Here is an 18,214-nt window from a genome sequence, read left to right as displayed (position 1 = left end):
CGTTGATGGCTTCATCTGCAGCTCTTCTTCCTCGGCTTCTCCGCCCTCCGAGCGTTGAATCGATTCCGTTGATGGCTTCATCTGCAGCTCTTCTTCCTCGGCTTCTCCGCCCTCCGAGCGTTGAATCGATTCCGTTGATGGCTTCATCTGCAGCTCTTCCTCCTCTGCTTCTCCGCCTTCTGAGCGCTGCACATCCGGCTTACCTGCTGCGCCACTCTCCGATGCTGCGATGTGATCAGCTGCTTGTTTGCCCATTTGATCGGCTTCTTGCTCATACGCATCACCAGCTGGACCAACGGTCATTTTCGTCTGAATGGTTAGCATATTGCCTACGGCGCGATTGCCGATAGCCCGTTGAATATTCATCAAATCGGAAGATGCGTGGGAACTCGATTTATTGATTTTATTCGTGTGCAAAGAAGAATCTGGTTGCCGGTTAATATGCGATTTTTGCATGGCATAACCCTCCTGGCGAGCTTTTAGTAGAAGCTATCAATTATTCATAGTTGCACTCCAAAATATCCGTTCCCGAGTGCTTGTAGTTTATATATTAACTATATCACAACGCTTTGCAGCGGAGATTACAATTTAATAGAAATGCGATCTACAATGAGCACGGCAATATCATCGGACTGGACGGCACCATTAGCAAAAAGGTCCACATCCAATACCATCTGGCCAAGCAACTGTTCAGGCTGACTCGTTTGTTCCCTCACCAATACATCCTTGAGACGGGCGAAGCCATATTGATCTTGAAGTTGATCCTCGGCCTCCGTGATGCCATCCGTATACACGATAATACGATCCCCTAGACCTAGCATGACTTCGTTATCCATGTAGACCATATCGTCCATGACACCAAGAGGGAGGCCTTTTTTCCCTTTCAAAAGCTCAACCTCACCGCTTGCTCGCACGATATAAGGAGGGCAGTGGCCGCCTTCACTATATAGGAGTTGCCCTGTCGCGACATTCAGAACCCCACAGAATATCGTCGCAAACATCGTCGAATCATCCTTATAAAGCTCTTGATTGACGGCTGTCAATAACTCGCCAGGCGTCAGCTCAACGGTCATTTTACCCTTCAGCAATGTCATCGTCACCGCCATGAAAAGGGCCGCAGGAATCCCTTTGTCAGAGACATCGCCAAGCACGAAGAACAAACGATCCTCATCGATACGAAAATAATCGTAGAAATCGCCCCCTACTTCACGTGCCGGGCGTATGATCGCTTGGGCATCCGCTTGGGCACTACTGAGCTCCGCTCCTGCAGTTGTTCCAGCCTCACTGCTCACTACCCGGCTTCGTAGGCTTAAACTCTTACGAGGGAGAAAACCCATCTGAATTTCCGTTGCGATACGAAGTTCGCTCTCCATGCGTTCTTTGACTGCTGTCGTTATTTTCAAAGCATGAATCGACTTCTCCAAGGCATCGTACAGCATCGCATTTTCCAGAGATGCTGCTGTGGGCGAAGCGATCGATTCCAGCAGCTGCAAGTCACGGTCCGTGAAAGGGGTATCGCCCCGTTTGTTCAAAACCTGCAGCACGCCAATGATTTTCCCTTTGCTGACAAGGGGAACACAGAGCATATTACGCGTTGGATAATCGACGCGCTTTGCAACCTTCGACGACCATCGCTCATCCTCCGCTGCATCGTCGATCTTAACCGACTTCCCGGTCTGCGCGACCCAGCCTGCAATGCCTTCGCCGATCTTGAGGCGGATTTCACGCACCTCATCACCTTTAGCTCCAAGTGCAAGGTCAAAGAATAGTTCACCCTTTTCCTCATCGACTAAAATGACGGATGAAGCCTCCGCATTCATAATCCGGGATGAGGTTTCCATGATTTTGACAAGCAAATCCTGCTTGCGAATGGTTGAGTTCACTTCCAAGCTCACATCAAAAAGCTGCATCGTCCGCTGTAACTCCAGCTCTGCTGCTTGACGCTTTCGGTTCCCCAGCTGCCACTGGATGACAGCCACAAGACACAGGACAGCAAGCACGCCTACGACAACATTCATCCAGTTCAGCTCCTTCTTATCTACTCATGATGCCAGTTACTCAAAATTACGTAACGGCTCATTATTTAATGGCATTAACAGCTTCATCCTCTGTCTCATACAGCTTGAAAATGCTGCTAAAACCCGACATATCGAAAACTTCCTTCACATGCTCATTCATTCGCGCCAAGGCTAGCTTGCCCTGGATCACTTTGACCATCTTGGCAGCGGATAGCAGACTTCTTAATCCCGCGCTGCTGACATATTCCAGACCTTGCAGATTGAATACGAACTTGCCATTGCCTTGCTCCACTAGCTTGGCAAAAGAAGATTCCAGATTAGCGGACGTATTTCCATCCAGTCTGCCCTCTAAGCTTACCAGGACGATGTCACCTTGCAGCTGCTCGGTAATATTCATGAAACTCCCTCCTCTTGGATCCGATTTTTGGTCATCATGAGTATATTTTCTCCATTCAAACGCTCATAGTGCAGTCCATCCATAACCTGTCTGACAAAGTGGATACCTAACCCGCCAATACCGCGTTCTTCGATGGATAGGTCGGTGCGAGGCGTGGATTTTAATAGTGGATTAAAAGGAATCCCCTGATCGGTTAGGCGCAGCTCCCAACCCTCTGGGGCCTGCCCCACATCAAGGCGAATCGTATGCATCCCATTTTCACCAGATGGGTAACCGTATAGAATGATGTTCGTTACAAGCTCATCGCAAACCAAATTGATTTGAAACAGCGTCTTCTCATCTATGGCAAGCGACGCTGACAAGCCTTGTATAAAGGCCGCCAGTCGTTCTAGCTCGTGTAAATCGTTGGTCAATACGATGGACTCCACTCCCACAGCGATCACTCCTACGACATTTTCAAAAGCATGTTCTCAAGCAATCGTACTCTTGCACTTGATGCGTGAAGCATGCCGATGCCAATCTCGGGATACAATCTCACTAATCGAGACAAGCTCTCCCCCTGCAGGGTAAGAACACGAACCTCATCAAATATCACCTGTGCGGTAACGGAAGAAGGGGAACCATCTAGCGCAGTCGTTTCGCCAACCGCTTGCTTAGGTCCCAAAACGCCGATCGTTGATGTCTCTCCAACACCTGTCTCATTGCTCAATTCAACATGCCCCTCAATAAGCAGATACATAGCTGCGTTAGGTTCTCCCCGTCGCAATAAGTAAGTCAAATCCTCATGTACTTCTTCTGTTGCAATACCCGCAATTAAACCCAATTCATCTACGGACAAGTCGGCGAATAAGCTAACTTGCTTCAAGAAAATGACTTTATCCAGCATCGTTAAAAACTTTCGTTCTTCCTTCATATCTGCACGCTCCAATGCGCTTAGTGCGTAAATGGAAATATCCTTGAGCCAGTTATCCGCCCACGTTGTTGCCTCTTGAAGCAGCTGCAGTGGCTGTAACTCCACCATGATGTCATCCACGCCTTCTTGCTTTAATTGGTCTAATAAAGCATAGGCCAATCTGCGATCGCCGAGTCCCTCCGCAAGCACTTCCAAACCATTCTCGCGCAGCTCAATATTCTCGTCTTGAATCGCTTCACGCAGCGTCATAATGATCCGCTCATCGACCAGCTTAGCCATGACAGCCCATGCCCCATCGATGAGTGCGTGATGCAGCTCTCCGCAGCGTTCCTTCGCCAGCTCCGCAAGTCCCATCAAGCCTAGCTTCTTCAGTGCAGTTGGCAGCGCACGTTCCTGTGTCGATGCTTGCAGCCGCTGTATGCACAATTGGGCGAGCAGCGAACGTAGTCTGCCTTCCTCCAGCAGCTCAGCGAGCGTCGTTACCACGGCATTCCATATGAATGAATTCGGATGATGGCTGTACTCCAGCAACGTAGGAAGTGCTTTGTCACCCATATCTACGAAAGCTTGCAGAATAGCTTTGCGTAGCTCTTGATCCGCCATGGACACCATGCCAAGCAAAGCGGGAATGCTATCTACATGCTGCAGCTTACCGATACAATGCGCAGCTGCAACCTTTACAGCAGGACGCTCTTCATCCAGCAAAGACACAACCCAAGCTGTATACGTACTCAGTTTCAGATCCGCTACGGTATGGCAGCCGTATACAGCCCATTCGCCGCCGGTATCCAGCATTTTGATAACGGCCTCGTCACAGGCCGCATAACTTTCTTCACTTTCTAGTGCATAGAGCGCTTTGACGCCCTCATGTACCACCTTCGGGTGATTATCGAGCAGCTTCACACGGATAAAGAAATGAGACTGACTTTTCAGATGGGAAGCCTTAGAAATCAACTTCACACACTCGGCACGTACCTCGGGATCTTCATCCTCTAGGAAAGAAGCGACCTGCACTAAGTCCTGAATGGTGGCACCCTGCAAGTTCATCGCACGTAATACCCCAATGCGGATCCGCGAGCTCTCTTCACCGATCATCTGGATCAAATGAGGCAGAAAGGCGGAATCCTTCGCTTTACCGATAATCTCCAAGGCAAGCTCTCGCACATAATCATTCGGGTGCTTCAGATAGCCTAGAATAGCAGACAAGGCTTTGGAGCTGCGAATGCCTCCGATAAAGGAGCTCGCGATTTCCGATAAATCCCCATGCAAGGATTGGACGCTTTTGACCAATTCACGAATGTAAAGATTTCGCCCGAACCAAGCCACAACGACCAGAATTCCGGCTACCGCCACACCCAACCAAGCTAGGGGTGACAGTTGAAGAAGTCCGAACGAGTGCAGCATGGACAGCAGCGAACCAATGAGAATACCGCCAGAAGCAGCAACCCCTTGCGCGAAATAACGGTAGCCATCCCGCTTGGAGATCGGCATCATTTTGAAGAAAAGCTGGTAACAAGGCTCTGCTATGTAATACAGCAAGATATAGAAAATCGCATAAGATCCGGAAACCATACCCAATCCGAGCGATTGGTTCATGAATAACGCCGTGAGTCCAAAGCCGCCAAAGAACAGAATCGTGATGCCTAATAGAATATTGCTAGCGCCTAACCAGTTCATTAAGCGGGTAGATACGGTTTGTAATAATAAACATACAGTAAATTGAATCGCCGTAATTAAACCATAAAACGAGGTTAAATCGCCTTCATTCGAGAACTTGATCTCCGCAGCCGTAAAATATTGATACTCCATCATAAAATAAACGGCTGGCATGAGTGTCATCAAGGCAACCGCACATAGAAGGAATGGGCTTCGCAGCATCTGCTTCGCATAGTAACCAGAAGAGAGCTCTTTCTCTTCCTCGGCGAGGGAGGCCGGCTGCGTTGACTTCATTCGTTTATCCTCTTTTAACGTGAGGGGAACTAAGAATCGCATGAGTGCCCTTCGGAAGAAAATGAAGCCGAATACCATAAGCACAGGCGCGAGTGCATACACCGCTTCCGTGCCCAACATCTTGCCGAGTTGATGAGCAAGCAAACCTGCTGTGATCCCCCCCGTCGTTGTAGAGGCGATGAACATCGGCATAAGCCGCTTCGCCTGTTGCGTAGGGCACAAATCAAACGCTGTGCTCCACAGAAGAAGAGTCAGCTGTCTCACGACAAAATTGGAAGTGAGAAAAAGAATCGGATAGTAGAAGCGGTAATCGACACCACCCAGCTTAAATCCGAGAAGCACCGCACCGTTTATAAAGAGCAAGCCCATCATGATTAGAAAAAGCGTGGTCATCATCTTCGCCTTCGGCAGTCGGTTCGCCAGCTTAGCTAGGAGCCAGCCTTCAAGCGGCATGATAGCGGCTTCAACAATGTAGATATAGGGCAAATACTGAACGCCGAAGCGTTGGTTGAAAAGTGCCATGAACGCTGTGTAATTCAAGGATTCTGCAATCCCGCTAAAGTAAAAAATCGGCAGCATCATCCAAAGCTTACGACTGTCTTCTGTACGCAGCCCCATCCACCCTTTTAAGGTTCCTTGCATCTCATCAGGTCCAATCTATTAGTCTATCTGTCAAGGGGACAGTGGTTTATAAAAGGCCAATCTAGCTTCACCTTCATAATAGTAATTCGGATATGTGCCGATTAATTCGAAGCCATTCGCTCTAAACATCTTTTGAATCGGGAGGTATTCGGGTAAATCACACGTGTAGGTTAAAATGTAACGTCCTTGTGCGGAACGGGCAAACGTTTCTAACGCTTGAAATAACACCTTCGCAAATCCATGTCTGCGATACTCTCGGTGGACAGCTAAGTAATCCCAGAGAAATCCGCCGGACTGGTGTTCATTCTCTTTGCAGCTTGTAACCGCGATGATGTCGCCATCCTCATTCTCAATAAACCAATGACGGTGATTGCGCTGAGATAAGCTAAGCATTGGCGCATGACGGAAATGATCCAGTTCGCCTGGCGTATGACGCTGATCATCAAAGGAGACAGGGGATAAATAGAAATCTGTAATCCGTGAAGCATCTTTCTCCGTCGTTAACTCATGTACGGTCAAATGACTTACCTGCATGACACAATCACCTCTTTAAGAAACAGATAGTGTTCCATTCCATTCACCCGTTGTACCTTGCCCAAAATATTCATCACACATATAGAAATATAGCTGAGCTGCTTTATCTTGACGGTTTTGTTTAATGACCATCAGGAAAGCTTCACGGGCATCATAGAACCGTCCGACCTGATAGAACGTAACCGCTTGTTCGAACAAGGCTTTCGTCTTGTCTTTCAAGGCACGAATCGTATCTGCATCGCCTTGATACACATCGAACAAGTGAAGCGGCTCTTGCACCCCATCCACTTGAATTAAGCCAAGATCGCGATAGAGGAAGTCAGATGGCTTTTCCAAGGACTGTACGACCGAATCTGTGATCAGAATCGATGCGCCCAGCGGCTCCGTCATTTTCTCCAACATCGTTGCTAGGTTCACACCGTCAGAAATCACATTCCCTTCCAAACGCTGCTCCTCCCCAATGATACCGAGACGAAGAGGGCCTTTATGTAAACCAATACCGAAATCAAGGGGGGGATAGCCTACACTCAATCTATGCGAGTTGTACGTTTCTAGCTCCTTCCTCATCTCCACACAGGCTAATAATGCTTCATCTGTCCGATTCGGAAATAAGGCCATGAAACCTGCGCCCAAATACTTATTCATGAGCCCTTCATGCTTGCGGACATACGGTCCGAATCGTTTGAGGAAGGAATTCACGAAATTGAAATTTTCTTCCGGTGTCAGCTTTTTGGATAATTGGAAGAACCCGCGGATGTTAAAGATCAGAATAGACATATGCTGCTCCACTTGATCGCCAAGCTCAACATCCAGAATGCTGTCTTTGTTCAAAAAGCGTAAAAACTGCTGCGGAACAAATCGATAGTAGGATTGGCTGAAATTCTCAACTTTGGTGATGTAATCGCGAATCCGTGCAGCCATTGTATTGACGCTGTCGCCCAGGTCCGACACCTCATCCCGGGTATTAATCTTAACGACCGTATCCCAGTTGCCTTTGGCAATCTCACCCACGCTGTTGCGAAGCTTCCGAATAGACGAAAGAAGAACATAGGTCATCAACACAAGCACGAGCAGCAAGCCAACGGAGATGAAAGCGATATTACGGATAATCGAGTTTAGCACGGTTTGGCGATGCTTCAGCAGGCCGTCCAAATTCTTACTCATTTCGAAGACACCGACAATTTTACCCGAAGAGTTAAAAATAGGCGCGATTGCATAACGCCATTCTCCGGAGAAATCCTCCCATTGGCCCGTTGCCGGTTTACCTTCCAGAACAACCTGTTGATTCTCTGGCGTTTGCTCGAACGGATTGAACATATGCATCCCGTCATCATCTTCCAAAATGCGATAAATGACGCCATCCTCATATTTGTATACGGCCTTGTAGAAGCCCTGATTATCATCACGCACATTATTCTCGAAGACAGATTGAATCTTCTTACGGAAGGATTGATAGATGGTGCCTTGGTAATCCAAAGGTGACGTGAGGCTCTCTAGTTTATCGCCATCGACTAGATTTTGACCATTTTTGGCAAGTAAAATCAGCTCACTGAACGTCTCTTCTTCCATTTTCTCAGAAAAACTATTGTAAATGACTGTGGAGAGGAGAATCATCGAGAAGGCTATAACAGGTATTAAAATGAAGATTTGCTTCACCATGAGAGGCAGGCGCCTCCCCAGTAAATTGACGAAAATAATTTTGATGGCATAGAGCACCAGTAAAATAGATGCCACGGCAATGGACCACACTAGGACTGCATGATTTCTTGTTGATGAGCTGAATTGCGCTTCGATCAAGGAAGGTGTAATCGTACCATCCGGAAGTCGACGATTGATCTGAGCGGACTCCACGATAATGAGACTGCCGTCTGGACCAATACTGCTCGTCGTTGTGTCAAAGGCAAGCTCCACACCACTCGCTTTCGCCTTCTCATCGTCAACAAGACCTTCTAGGACATATGGTTGCTTCGGATCAAGCCTAGTGATCATACGCGAGTTAAAATCAATAAAAATCAAACGTCCCTGATTATCCAAATGCAGGCTCTCTGGGAAATTACGCTGTGTACGATCTACCCCTGGCAGCGGATACACGAGTTCCGAGCGTCCATCGCTCCAAGCACGATAAATTTCACCGCTGCGAGTGGAATAATAAATGTCCCCAGGCTTATAACCATCCGCTTCAGATACATATTTATTATCGGGAAGATTAATCGAGTACTTCAGCTGCGGATCTGCCGAAGACCCTTCACCTGTCGGTGTTTCGTATAGGGATAATTTCTTTACTTCATCATTAAAGAAGTACACCTTCCCATCGTGTACTTGTACATTACGCAAGGAACCGAGTCGGTACCTTGTGGACTGGGAATCACTGTATTCCTGTGTAAATAGGCTGCGATCGAACTCACCGTCTGGTTTGTACCTTACGATTTGTTCCGATTTAACGGCAATCCCATATGGATCAAGCAAGGTCCGGATGGTATATAAAAATCCCTGATCATCAACAGCCATATCGTTAAAACGGTACACTTCACCATTTTTCCCGGTTTCACTTGTAATGGAGAATTGAAGGATACCTTGGGCATCCAGCTTATGAATCGTTTTTTTGGCATTATCGATGACGAATAAGTTGTTTTGTGAGTCTGAGATGGCCTTCGATAATCCGTCGAAAGGCATGCTTTTTTTCCAAGGCCACAGCTGAATGCTATCTCGGTGTGCACCTAGATAAGTCCCCGCAGCACCCAGAAGCAGCAGGACGAGCAGCAATGCCGCAATCGATTTCTTCATCGCGTGTAATCTCCTCTTAATTTGTAATCTGAATGATTTGCATAGCTGCGTTCCAGTCGACACCTAGACCTAATGACTCGGAAATGAATCTTAACGGCACATAGGTCCTACCATCTAGCAGCAGGGATGGTCCATCTATCACAATAGGTTGTCCATCTATATAGGCTGTTGCTTGATTAATAGAGCTCGTAATGGTTGTATATTCGGTGCTCACGGTAACTGTAAAGCTTTCAGGGTCCCAATCTACCGCTGCACCAAATGATTCAGAAACGGATCTTATTGGTAAATAAGCTTGTCCATTTATTATAACAGGCGGGGCCGTAAATTTGATAGAAATATTGGAAGAAAGCACGTTTTCTGCCGAAAGAGGTTGAATGGTGGCAGATTGTAAAGTGCCCTCTCCGTTGTTGCTAGATTCACCAGCTTTTTCAGGAAGATCAGAGGAAGCAGGGATGGAAGTAATACTCGCTATCGTATCGGCGATTTTTTCAAGTTCCTGTAGCTCCTCAGGCGCGTACTTCGCCTTCTCCTGCTGCTGCAGTTGACCCAGCAGCTTCTCGACTTGCTGTTCCAGCTGCGCTTGTACGGCTGAGTCTTGCGGCAGCCCCGCCAGCAAGGCCTGTACTGCGTCCAGCTTCGCGAACAGCGCAGCCTTCTGCGTCGACAGCTTCGCTGCGTCGACGGCCTCGAGTGAGCGGGTCAGCGTCGCGATCCGCTCGGTGTCCTGCTGCGCCTGCGCTGCGCTAAGCGCAGCTTGGAGCTTCTGCTTCGCTGCTTCGAGCGAAGCCAGACCAACGGATGCGCTCGTTTGCGCATCCGCGAGCTGCGCCTGCGTCGCGAGGAGCTGCTGCAGCAAGGCTGCAGCAGCTCCCGGCTCGCCGGCGGCGAGGGCTTGCTCCAGCTTCATCTGCTGGAGCTCGGCTTGATCGGCCAGCTGGTCTTCGCTGGCCTGGTCATCGTCATCAGTGGCGGGGGTTCCATCGCCGCCTGAACTGCCATCGCCCGGCTCGGCCGGCGATGCTTCTTCGGAGAGCGCTGCGATCAGCGCGTCCGGGTTGTTAACCAGCTGCATCTGCGAGAGAGCGGCTTTGGTGTCACCTTTGAGCAGCGCCTCCAGCATGCCAAGCTGGGCCTGAGCATCCCCAAGCTGCACAGCGAGATCAGCGATCTCGTTCAGCTTCATAGCTGCAACAGCCGCTGTTTTGGCAGCTTCAAGTTTTTCGATGTCTTGCTTTAATGTGTCGATCTTGCCTTGCAGTTGTGCCGGTGTCTCTAAGGAAGCAATCGTGCCAGGTTCCTTTATCTCTACGGTCACCTTGATGGCATCCACGGCTTCCTTCGATAGTACGGCTGAACTGGACGGGTTCGTTAAGGCTTCCGCATCCAAAGCGTCATCCATACCAATCCAAGGAGCCCCTGCCGTAGCCGATTGATACACCATCCCTTGTCCCGATGTCGCCATTGTAGCAGTGGCTGCATGAAAAGCCGCAGGCGTCAACGCTTCCAGCTTCACTTTGTAGGAACCGATAATGACCGTTCCCAAACCTTCTTCTTCATTAGAGGAGCCTTCACCTTCTCCAGCATTTTCGGAGTTGTTATCTGCTCCGTTGCCGTCTCCACTATCCGTACCAGAAGCACCTTGTCCGTCACCATCTGTGCTACCGACCGTGCCGTTGGCACCGTCAATGCCGGCACTCCCCTCGGCGTTCCCCGTACTCGTACTGCTCGTTGCACTTGCAGCAACTAGCTGCCCCGTACTTCCTTTTCCGTCCAGCGGCAGCGTTTGAATCACTTTTCCTTTTTTATAAAGTACGACCTTGAGCTGGTCGATTTGACTGAATTTTACCGATAAATTCCTCATAGATTTATTGATTTTGGTACGCTTTCCGACACGTTTACCGTCTTTCGTGAATACGGCGTAATCCGTTGCACCTAGTTTTTTACCTACACTGATACTGAAATCACTTAGCAGCTGTCCGACCGCTGGCTTAAGCTTCCAAGTACCTACTGGGGCTTTAGGCTTTTGCGGCTTAACCGGAGATAGCCCATCGTCTAGATCACGATACGGCAGAATCCCTTCGCGAAGCGTCCGATTCACTGCCCCACCTGTCGCTAGATCGAGCTTGCCAATTGCCATTTTGTACGCAATTTGCGCAGCTATAATTTGCTGATCCGCTTGCTCGACCGCATCTTTATACGCCTGGAGCTCTTCTGATTTCATCAAACTCAGCTGCAGCTTTTGATTCGCCTTTGATAGATTCGTTACGGCATTATCCCTATCTCGCAAAGCCTGCGCATAACCTTCTTCGGCTCCCTTAGCTTCCAAAAAGGATTGCCGAACATCGGCAATAACGGCATTTCGGCTTTCTTTTTCCTGCAGCTGCGCCTTATTCTGTTCCATGGTTGCAAGTGGCAGTGCATTCGTCAGGTCGTCCAAATAGCGCAGTCCATCAAATTCGCCTTGAAGCAGTGACTTCGGGATGGGTATGAACCCTAGCAGCATAAAAAATCCCTGCCAATCCTCTTTCACCCGCGCAAGCGTTACATCATAGCTCGCCTGAAAGAGATCCATATCGATCTCAGGCTCTTTAAATAACCCATCCATCACCCTCATCCGGGCAGGGCCGAATTTACCGCTATATAAATTACGGGTCGTGTTCAGCTTTTCATCAGCCAAACGGCGAGCCTCGGTATCTCTTAGCAGACTTATCGTTGTCTTCTGACCCATTGCAATATAGGTAGGAAGATTCCGTTGATTCAGATCCGCGTAATCCGGTTGAAACGTAAGCTCCATTTTATTTTCCATATCGAGCTGCAACAGTTTACCTAATGCCAATCGGCTAGATTTCGCCGTCAGTTGCGCTTGTTTGTATTCGGACGCTGCCTTCTCTAGCGCCTTATCCGCTTTCTCCTGTTCCGCAGCATCTGCGAGACCGTATTTCCGTTTCTTTTTCACCGTGTCGAGGGCTAATTTCGCTTCATCAACTTTCTTCCGAGAGCGCTCCTCGGCCACAGCATCTTGATACGCCGTTAAATAACTCTTTTCGATATCATAGCGAACTGTATTCGTAGACTGCCGCAATGTTTCCTGAGCCATAAATAACTGCGACTTTGCTTCTGGCACCTTCAAACGCGTGGAAATATCCTGACTTAAATTGTGAGGCTTTGCAAATAAGCCAGCTGCTTTGGCCTCTTCGTTGTTAACCGTATGCTGCGCTTGCTCCAGCTCGATCTTTTTCTTCAAAACATCTGTTTTGGCATCGCGCAGCTGAGTGCTCTTTTTCAACCCTTGATTGATAGCTTCCCCCATGGTGAATTCCTTTACAGTCGCAGCTTCCGCCCGAACGCCTACAGCTAGTAATGAGGATGTCGCGAGAACGCATGCCAGGCCTATTTTTACAATATTCAAACCTTTCAGACAAACCCCTCCGCTCACGTACTTCTCTCCCTTTATAGTACAATATCTCTACCACTCTCGCATCCATTCTTTGGATAAAAATAGCGAAAACAATCGAATAGAGGATTAGATTGCCGCTTATTACCTTTTCTAGTAGTATAAAAGAATATAGAAAGCGAAATTTGCCGAATATTGCACGGGAAATAATTTCAAGGAAGGGGCTTCCAAAATGGGAAATCTAGTATGCGGCGGCGCGATGCTGCAATGCACATTCGGTGCTGCACCTAGCTCGTTAATGGTGCTTCCTGCTAATCTGGTCATGACCGCTATGCCTATCGCTAATATTATGGATAATAAGCCCATGGTGAATATACTGCCGTTTGGCATGTGTAATTCGATGGCGAATCCGATGGTAGCAGCAGCAACAGCCGCGGCTTTGGGCGCATTGACACCGATGCCCTGTATCCCTGTTACAGCAGCACCTTGGGCACCGGGTTCTCCAACTGTACTTGTCGCGAATATGCCCGCGCTTAATAATAGCTCCAAATGCATGTGCAATTGGGGCGGCGTTATTTCTGTTCAACAACCTGGACAGATGACGATTCAGGTGCCTTAGCCACTATTTAACAATAAAAATAAGGAGTGAGAGCATTGGAGATCCAGCCGATCAAATCGATTGAGAAAGTGCTAAAGCCCATCGTAGCACCTTTCATCGGACATATTATGAAGGCCATCCTAACCGTTGGAAGGCTGCCTAAGCTAGCGATTATTAAATTTCAACAAATGATGCGAATCATGCTGCAAACGCGCGAATCCTCTTTGAAAAACTACGTATTGATCGGCTCCTACTACATCTCCAAAAGGCTGCTCATTTTCATCCTACTATTCATCCTTGTTTTGACTTACTTCATCTTTATCCGGCCGCCTGCTATCGTGAACAAATGGTTGAACCGCGTACCCGTTCTTCAGGAAAACACGCCTAAGCTCAATAGCTTTTCGGGTAATGGTAAAATTGTTGTCGATCCCAAAAAAGACAAAAAAGATGCTCGCTATGTTGGTGATCTGGTAGATGGGCTTTATTCAGGTAAAGGTAAACTGTACCATGACAATGGCGTCCTCGCGTATGAGGGAGATTATGAAAAAGGCCTGAAATCTGGAAATGGCGCACTCTATGACGAGCAAGGACACCTGATTTATAAAGGCGCCTTCACCGCAGATAGCTATAATGGCGCTGGCACGTTGTACGATGAGAAGCAGAAAGTGATCTACATCGGCGAGTTCCAAAATGGTAAATTCGGCGGGGCTGGCAAATTGTTTGCGCCAAGCGGCGATCTCCTGTATGAAGGAGCTTTTAATGGCGGGATGTACAACGGGGCTGGGAAACTCTTCTCCTCCGGTGGCATTGCCCAGTACGAAGGCGAATTCTCGGCTAGCTTGTATAACGGGGCTGGCAAGCTTTTTGATGCGAAAGGGCTGCTGCTCTACGAAGGCGGTTTTAAGAATGGCAGCTATTCGGGCGAAGGCACGGAGTTTTATGGAAGCGGCATGATGAAGTATAAAGGGCAGTTTCTTGTAGGCTTGTATAACGGCGAAGGCACCTCTTTTGATGAAAAAGGCGTACCGCGCCTCAAAGGCGCGTTCCAGAGCGGCGCGCTGACTGGCGCTGGGGAAGCTTATGACGAGTTAGGCAAACTCGTCTACAAGGGCGATTTCAAGGCCGGCGTCTATGACGGCATTGGCACGTTGTTTGACGCAGACGGTGCGCCGCTGCTGCGGAGCTTTTTTGCAGGCGGCGGGGTCAGCCTGCAGGGCTTCATCGGTTTGTCCAGCAAGAAAGTCGAAGACTTGCTGGGCAAACCGGCGGAAGTGACGCTGCAGGATGACAGCGTCATGCTCGCGGGCCAGGAGGCGGCGGCGGACGGCTCCTCCGGCGGGGTCACAGTGCCAGCCGCAGATGCTGGCACTGATACTGGTGCGGGCACAGCGTCAGCAGTGCCAGTCGGCGTGAAGCTGCTGCTGAGCTACCCGGCCTACCAGCTGTCGCTGCTGGTAGAGCCGTCGAAGACCAACCCGAAGGAAGCGGTGGTTACTTCCCTTAGCATTTGGGGCTCGCAGCCTATAGCGCTGCTGCAGCCAGGCATCGAAACGTTCAAGAAGCTCAGCGAGCCGAACGAAGCTGGCTACAGTGTCATGGAGCTTGAAGTTGGCGCCGGTGCTGGCGCCTACACGAACAGCTACTATAAGGGTGATTATGTCTTCACCTTCACCCATTTCAATAAAGTGAAAGAAGCTCACTTGCTGCAGGTGAGCTCGACGAAATGAGAAAACCTTCTATCGAAGTCCTTCGAGGAGGAACGACCGCGTTTTAGATGTTGTTTTTATCGCCAATAAGAATTTGTGCTTCCGAGTACCGGAAACTTATAGATTCTTAGATTCTTATGAGGTAAGAAAAGCCGGAGGCGAGCCTCCGGCTTTTGGTTTAAACCCATTCGGTAATGCTAACGGACCTGACAGCCTCTATTACCTGAAACGCAGGTAATTTCGATTTCTAACGGACACAAGGAGCGTTATTTACTGATTTGTGTGCTCATATGTACCTTATGAAAGTAAATAACGGCCGTGTCGTCCGTTAGAGCTTGTTATTCCTGTTTTTTTGTCAAATAAGGGCTATCATGTCCGTTAAAAAGGGGCTCCTGCGAACGGGCCTTCTTTGTGCCACTTCGACCTACTCTCCTTGCTCTTGTCCATCCGCATCGTTGCCTAATTGACTTGCAAATAACTCAATATCCCCCTTGGTTAAAGGAGTAACGAGCGCAAGTTCCTTCCCCAGCGCCGTTTCAAGCTGCTCCCGGGCTTCCTGCGATCGACCGAGTTTATGAAGCGTTTGTGCGTAGAAATAATAGGACTCCGCGTGTTTAGGCGTTTTCGCAATCACCTTGGTGTACATCTCATCAGCTTCAACCAGACGACCGAGCATATAGTAGTTTTGCGCTAAGTTATCCATAATCGTCAGATCGTTGTCATTATAGGCATGGGCCTCGAGATTATAGGCAAGCGCTGCTTCTAAGTCTCCATGCAAAATTTGGAAATAACCATAATTCCCATAAACCAGCGTATTCTTGACCTCTCGCGCTAATTCCTGCAAAATTTGGATAGCCTCGTCCCTTTTGTTCTGCAGCCAGTACACCGTTGCCACATTGAGCCTCGCTTGTATACGGATATCCGTAGCATTCGTTGTACGCAGGACCTCTTCGAACATGTGTTCAGCCTTGCTAAGATCACCTGTTTTCATTAACAAATAGCCATAACCAATCTGATGTTTCGGCAGGAAGGCTTTGGAGCGATAAGCTTTTTCCATCCAAATCAACGCTTGTTCACGATCCCCCTTCATATAGGCCAGATTGCCCCTCTGAGCATAAAAGGAAGATCGATTCACATAAACAAAATAACCTAGGAGTATCACAATCGCAGCTCCCCCCACTAGCCAATTAACCTTAAACCCCATCACAATCACGATAAGCACAGCGATAATTTTAAGAACACTTTTTAGGATAGGCGGCATGCATATAGCTCTCCTTTACAAACTCTAGTAAGTTAAAAACATTGTATCAAAAAAACAGACACTTCTCCTAACGAAAATAAAAAACCGAAATACCACCTGCGGTTCCGATGGCTTCGGTCTCATTAGATCCTACGGCAAAGCTAATTTCCCCATTATCGTCTGTCTTTCCGCTCCCGTCGCCGCAGGAACATTGTTCGGCTCTCCTTGATCCATGCATTGCCTAGCAAGGCAAACAGCATCGCTTCCTTCGCATCGCAGGATATGCCAAACTCGTCTGATGTGAGAATGGTCTGATCTGGCAACAGTTCATCAAGCATGCTAAGAAGCGTGCGATTATGAGCCCCGCCTCCACTAACAATCACTTCCGCAATGTCACTCTGTGGAAAAATAAAATGCTGATATCCGCGAGCAATGCTGTGCGCGGTAAAAGCTGTCGCCGTCGCAACGATATCCTCCTGTGGAAGACCTCGTTTCAAAGCGGATGCCAGCCATGCTGCGGCGTAGGCTTTTCCGAATATTTCGCGTCCTGTCGTTTTGCGAGGCGGTTCTTGGAAGTACGGATGTGCGAGCATGTCCGCTAGCAATTCCTTATGCACCTTGCCTTTGGCTGCCCAATCTCCATTTGCATCGTACGACATTCGTCCCCCGGATAGCTCGTATACGACTTGATCCATCACCATGTTTCCCGGACCTGCGTCATAGGCAATGATCCCGCTGGCATTAGCAGGAATGGCTGTGCAATTCCCGATACCGCCTATATTTTGAAGGATGCGACCTTTGTTCGCGTCCCTGAAAAGGAGATAGTCACCGTAGGGTATAAGCGGCGCTCCTTGCCGCCCGCCAACGGCTATATCCGCTGTCCTGAAATCGCCGACGACAGGTCTGCCTGTTCGTTTGGCAATCACGGACAAATCCCCGATTTGCAGTGCTTATCGGAGCGCTGAAAAAATATGCGCAAGCTTGAATGAATTAGCCCTCTCATGCAGCTTTCATTTTGCATCTACTATTTAGTAGATTGATATAATTGGAGGTGAAGCGAAATGAGCAAAACACACAATCCCCGTCTCTCCTTTTTGACATGGAATCTGTATGTGGGTGCGGATTTGAGCCCTCTGTTTACCGCTACACCTGCTCAAATCCCTCAACGAGTAACAGAAGTATTTCGGCAATTTCTTGCAACAAACATTCCTGTCCGCGTGAAGGCACTAGCCGAGGAAATCGCTTCGAAGAAACCTGATTTCATCGGTTTACAGGAAGCGGAACGGTTGCAGCTTATCATCCCTACCTTTAAAATTGTGACCTATGACTTCGTACAGTTATTGCTGCAAGCGTTGAAAAGAAGAGGGTTAGACTACGAAGTAGCAGCCCAAAACCATAACTTTACGGCAGAACTTCCAGACAGTCACGGAAATTCAGTTCGATTGTTGGACAGGGATGTCATTTTGATGCGCAAGAAAGAGGAACTCAAGGTTATCAATAAAAAAGAATGCAATTTCAAAACCAATCTAACTTTACAGATTGCTGGACAACCATTTGAAGTGCTTCGCGGATGGTCGTCTATTGACGTCAAATATGACGGACGTATGTTTAGGATCATCAACACCCACTTGGAGCCGCTTGCTCCGGCCATACAGGTTGCCCAAGCAATGGAATTACTTCAGGGACCTGCAAATACAGAGCTCCCTCTAATCATTACAGGAGATTTGAATTCTAACGCGGATGGCCTTGGAACCCCAACATACGGGTTATTTATCGCTGAAGGATTTCAAGATACATGGTTAGAGGTCGGTGAAGGGCCTGGATTTACCGATCATCAGGATGCTGATCTATTGAACGCTGTATCTGGCTTAAGCTTTAGAATTGATTTTATTTTATTTAAGAATGGTTGGCTTCCAATGAAGGCAGCTTTGGTAGGAGAAGAACAACAGGATAGAACGTCTACGGGCCTCTGGCCATCGGATCACGCTGGAGTATCTGCCACGCTATCTATTTTTCAAAAGTAGCAACCGATTTTCTC

13 protein-coding genes are annotated in these 18,214 nt (G+C 48.4%); 3 read left to right on the top strand and 10 right to left on the bottom strand.

The window, feature by feature from the left end:
• The 8 genes from AC58P7_RS26450 to AC58P7_RS26415 form a co-directional block, all read right to left on the bottom strand.
• A partial coding sequence (locus AC58P7_RS26450; RefSeq protein WP_497348320.1) for a hypothetical protein occupies positions 1 to 456 on the bottom strand: 456 nt, incomplete at its 3' end.
• A 125-nt stretch (positions 457 to 581) separates the two neighbouring features.
• Positions 582 to 2,018 carry a PP2C family protein-serine/threonine phosphatase gene (locus tag AC58P7_RS26445; protein WP_497348318.1) on the bottom strand — a complete coding sequence of 479 codons (1,437 nt, stop codon included), beginning with the start codon at positions 2,016 to 2,018 and terminating at the stop codon, positions 582 to 584.
• Positions 2,019 to 2,079: 61 nt separating this feature from the next.
• Complete coding sequence (locus AC58P7_RS26440; RefSeq protein WP_497348316.1) at positions 2,080 to 2,415, bottom strand: STAS domain-containing protein; 336 nt, start codon at positions 2,413 to 2,415, stop codon at positions 2,080 to 2,082.
• Positions 2,412 to 2,849, bottom strand: a complete 438-nt coding sequence (locus AC58P7_RS26435; protein WP_497348314.1) for an ATP-binding protein — start codon at positions 2,847 to 2,849, stop codon at positions 2,412 to 2,414. The genes AC58P7_RS26440 and AC58P7_RS26435 overlap by 4 nt, the downstream gene beginning before the upstream one ends.
• A gap of 11 nt (positions 2,850 to 2,860) precedes the next feature.
• Positions 2,861 to 5,896 carry an Npt1/Npt2 family nucleotide transporter gene (locus AC58P7_RS26430; RefSeq protein WP_497348312.1) on the bottom strand — a complete coding sequence of 1,012 codons (3,036 nt, stop codon included), beginning with the start codon at positions 5,894 to 5,896 and terminating at the stop codon, positions 2,861 to 2,863.
• A gap of 54 nt (positions 5,897 to 5,950) precedes the next feature.
• Positions 5,951 to 6,454, bottom strand: coding sequence for a GNAT family N-acetyltransferase (locus tag AC58P7_RS26425; RefSeq protein WP_497348310.1), 504 nt, complete (start codon positions 6,452 to 6,454; stop codon positions 5,951 to 5,953).
• Positions 6,455 to 6,469: 15 nt separating this feature from the next.
• Positions 6,470 to 9,238: an adenylate/guanylate cyclase domain-containing protein gene (locus tag AC58P7_RS26420; protein WP_497348308.1), complete on the bottom strand. Its 2,769-nt coding sequence runs from the start codon at positions 9,236 to 9,238 to the stop codon at positions 6,470 to 6,472.
• A 16-nt stretch (positions 9,239 to 9,254) separates the two neighbouring features.
• A complete protein-coding gene (locus AC58P7_RS26415; protein ID WP_497348306.1) occupies positions 9,255 to 12,674 on the bottom strand; it encodes a stalk domain-containing protein in 3,420 nt (1,139 codons plus the stop codon).
• A 190-nt stretch (positions 12,675 to 12,864) separates the two neighbouring features.
• Here AC58P7_RS26415 and AC58P7_RS26410 point away from each other — a divergent pair, with 190 nt between their 5' ends.
• Complete coding sequence (locus AC58P7_RS26410; RefSeq protein ID WP_497348304.1) at positions 12,865 to 13,251, top strand: DUF4280 domain-containing protein; 387 nt, start codon at positions 12,865 to 12,867, stop codon at positions 13,249 to 13,251.
• 35 nt (positions 13,252 to 13,286) lie between these two features.
• A complete protein-coding gene (locus tag AC58P7_RS26405) occupies positions 13,287 to 14,957 on the top strand; it encodes an MORN repeat-containing protein (RefSeq protein WP_497348302.1) in 1,671 nt (556 codons plus the stop codon).
• Between the two features lie 403 nt (positions 14,958 to 15,360).
• On the opposite strand, the gene AC58P7_RS26400 is transcribed toward AC58P7_RS26405, so the two are convergent.
• Together AC58P7_RS26400 and AC58P7_RS26395 are read right to left on the bottom strand one after the other, a co-directional pair.
• Entirely contained in the window at positions 15,361 to 16,197 is an 837-nt protein-coding gene (locus AC58P7_RS26400) for a tetratricopeptide repeat protein (RefSeq protein WP_497348300.1), read from the bottom strand.
• A gap of 152 nt (positions 16,198 to 16,349) precedes the next feature.
• Complete coding sequence (locus AC58P7_RS26395; RefSeq protein ID WP_497348298.1) at positions 16,350 to 17,102, bottom strand: anhydro-N-acetylmuramic acid kinase; 753 nt, start codon at positions 17,100 to 17,102, stop codon at positions 16,350 to 16,352.
• 135 nt (positions 17,103 to 17,237) lie between these two features.
• Here AC58P7_RS26395 and AC58P7_RS26390 point away from each other — a divergent pair, with 135 nt between their 5' ends.
• On the top strand, positions 17,238 to 18,200 hold the full coding sequence (locus tag AC58P7_RS26390; RefSeq protein ID WP_497348296.1) for an endonuclease/exonuclease/phosphatase family protein: 963 nt from the start codon (positions 17,238 to 17,240) through the stop codon (positions 18,198 to 18,200).
• Positions 18,201 to 18,214: the final 14 nt, after the last annotated feature.

The organism is Paenibacillus sp. J22FR5 (assembly GCF_059691975.1).
Note: the sequence above shows the minus strand (reverse complement) of the source record. Positions and strands in the feature narration are given on the sequence as shown.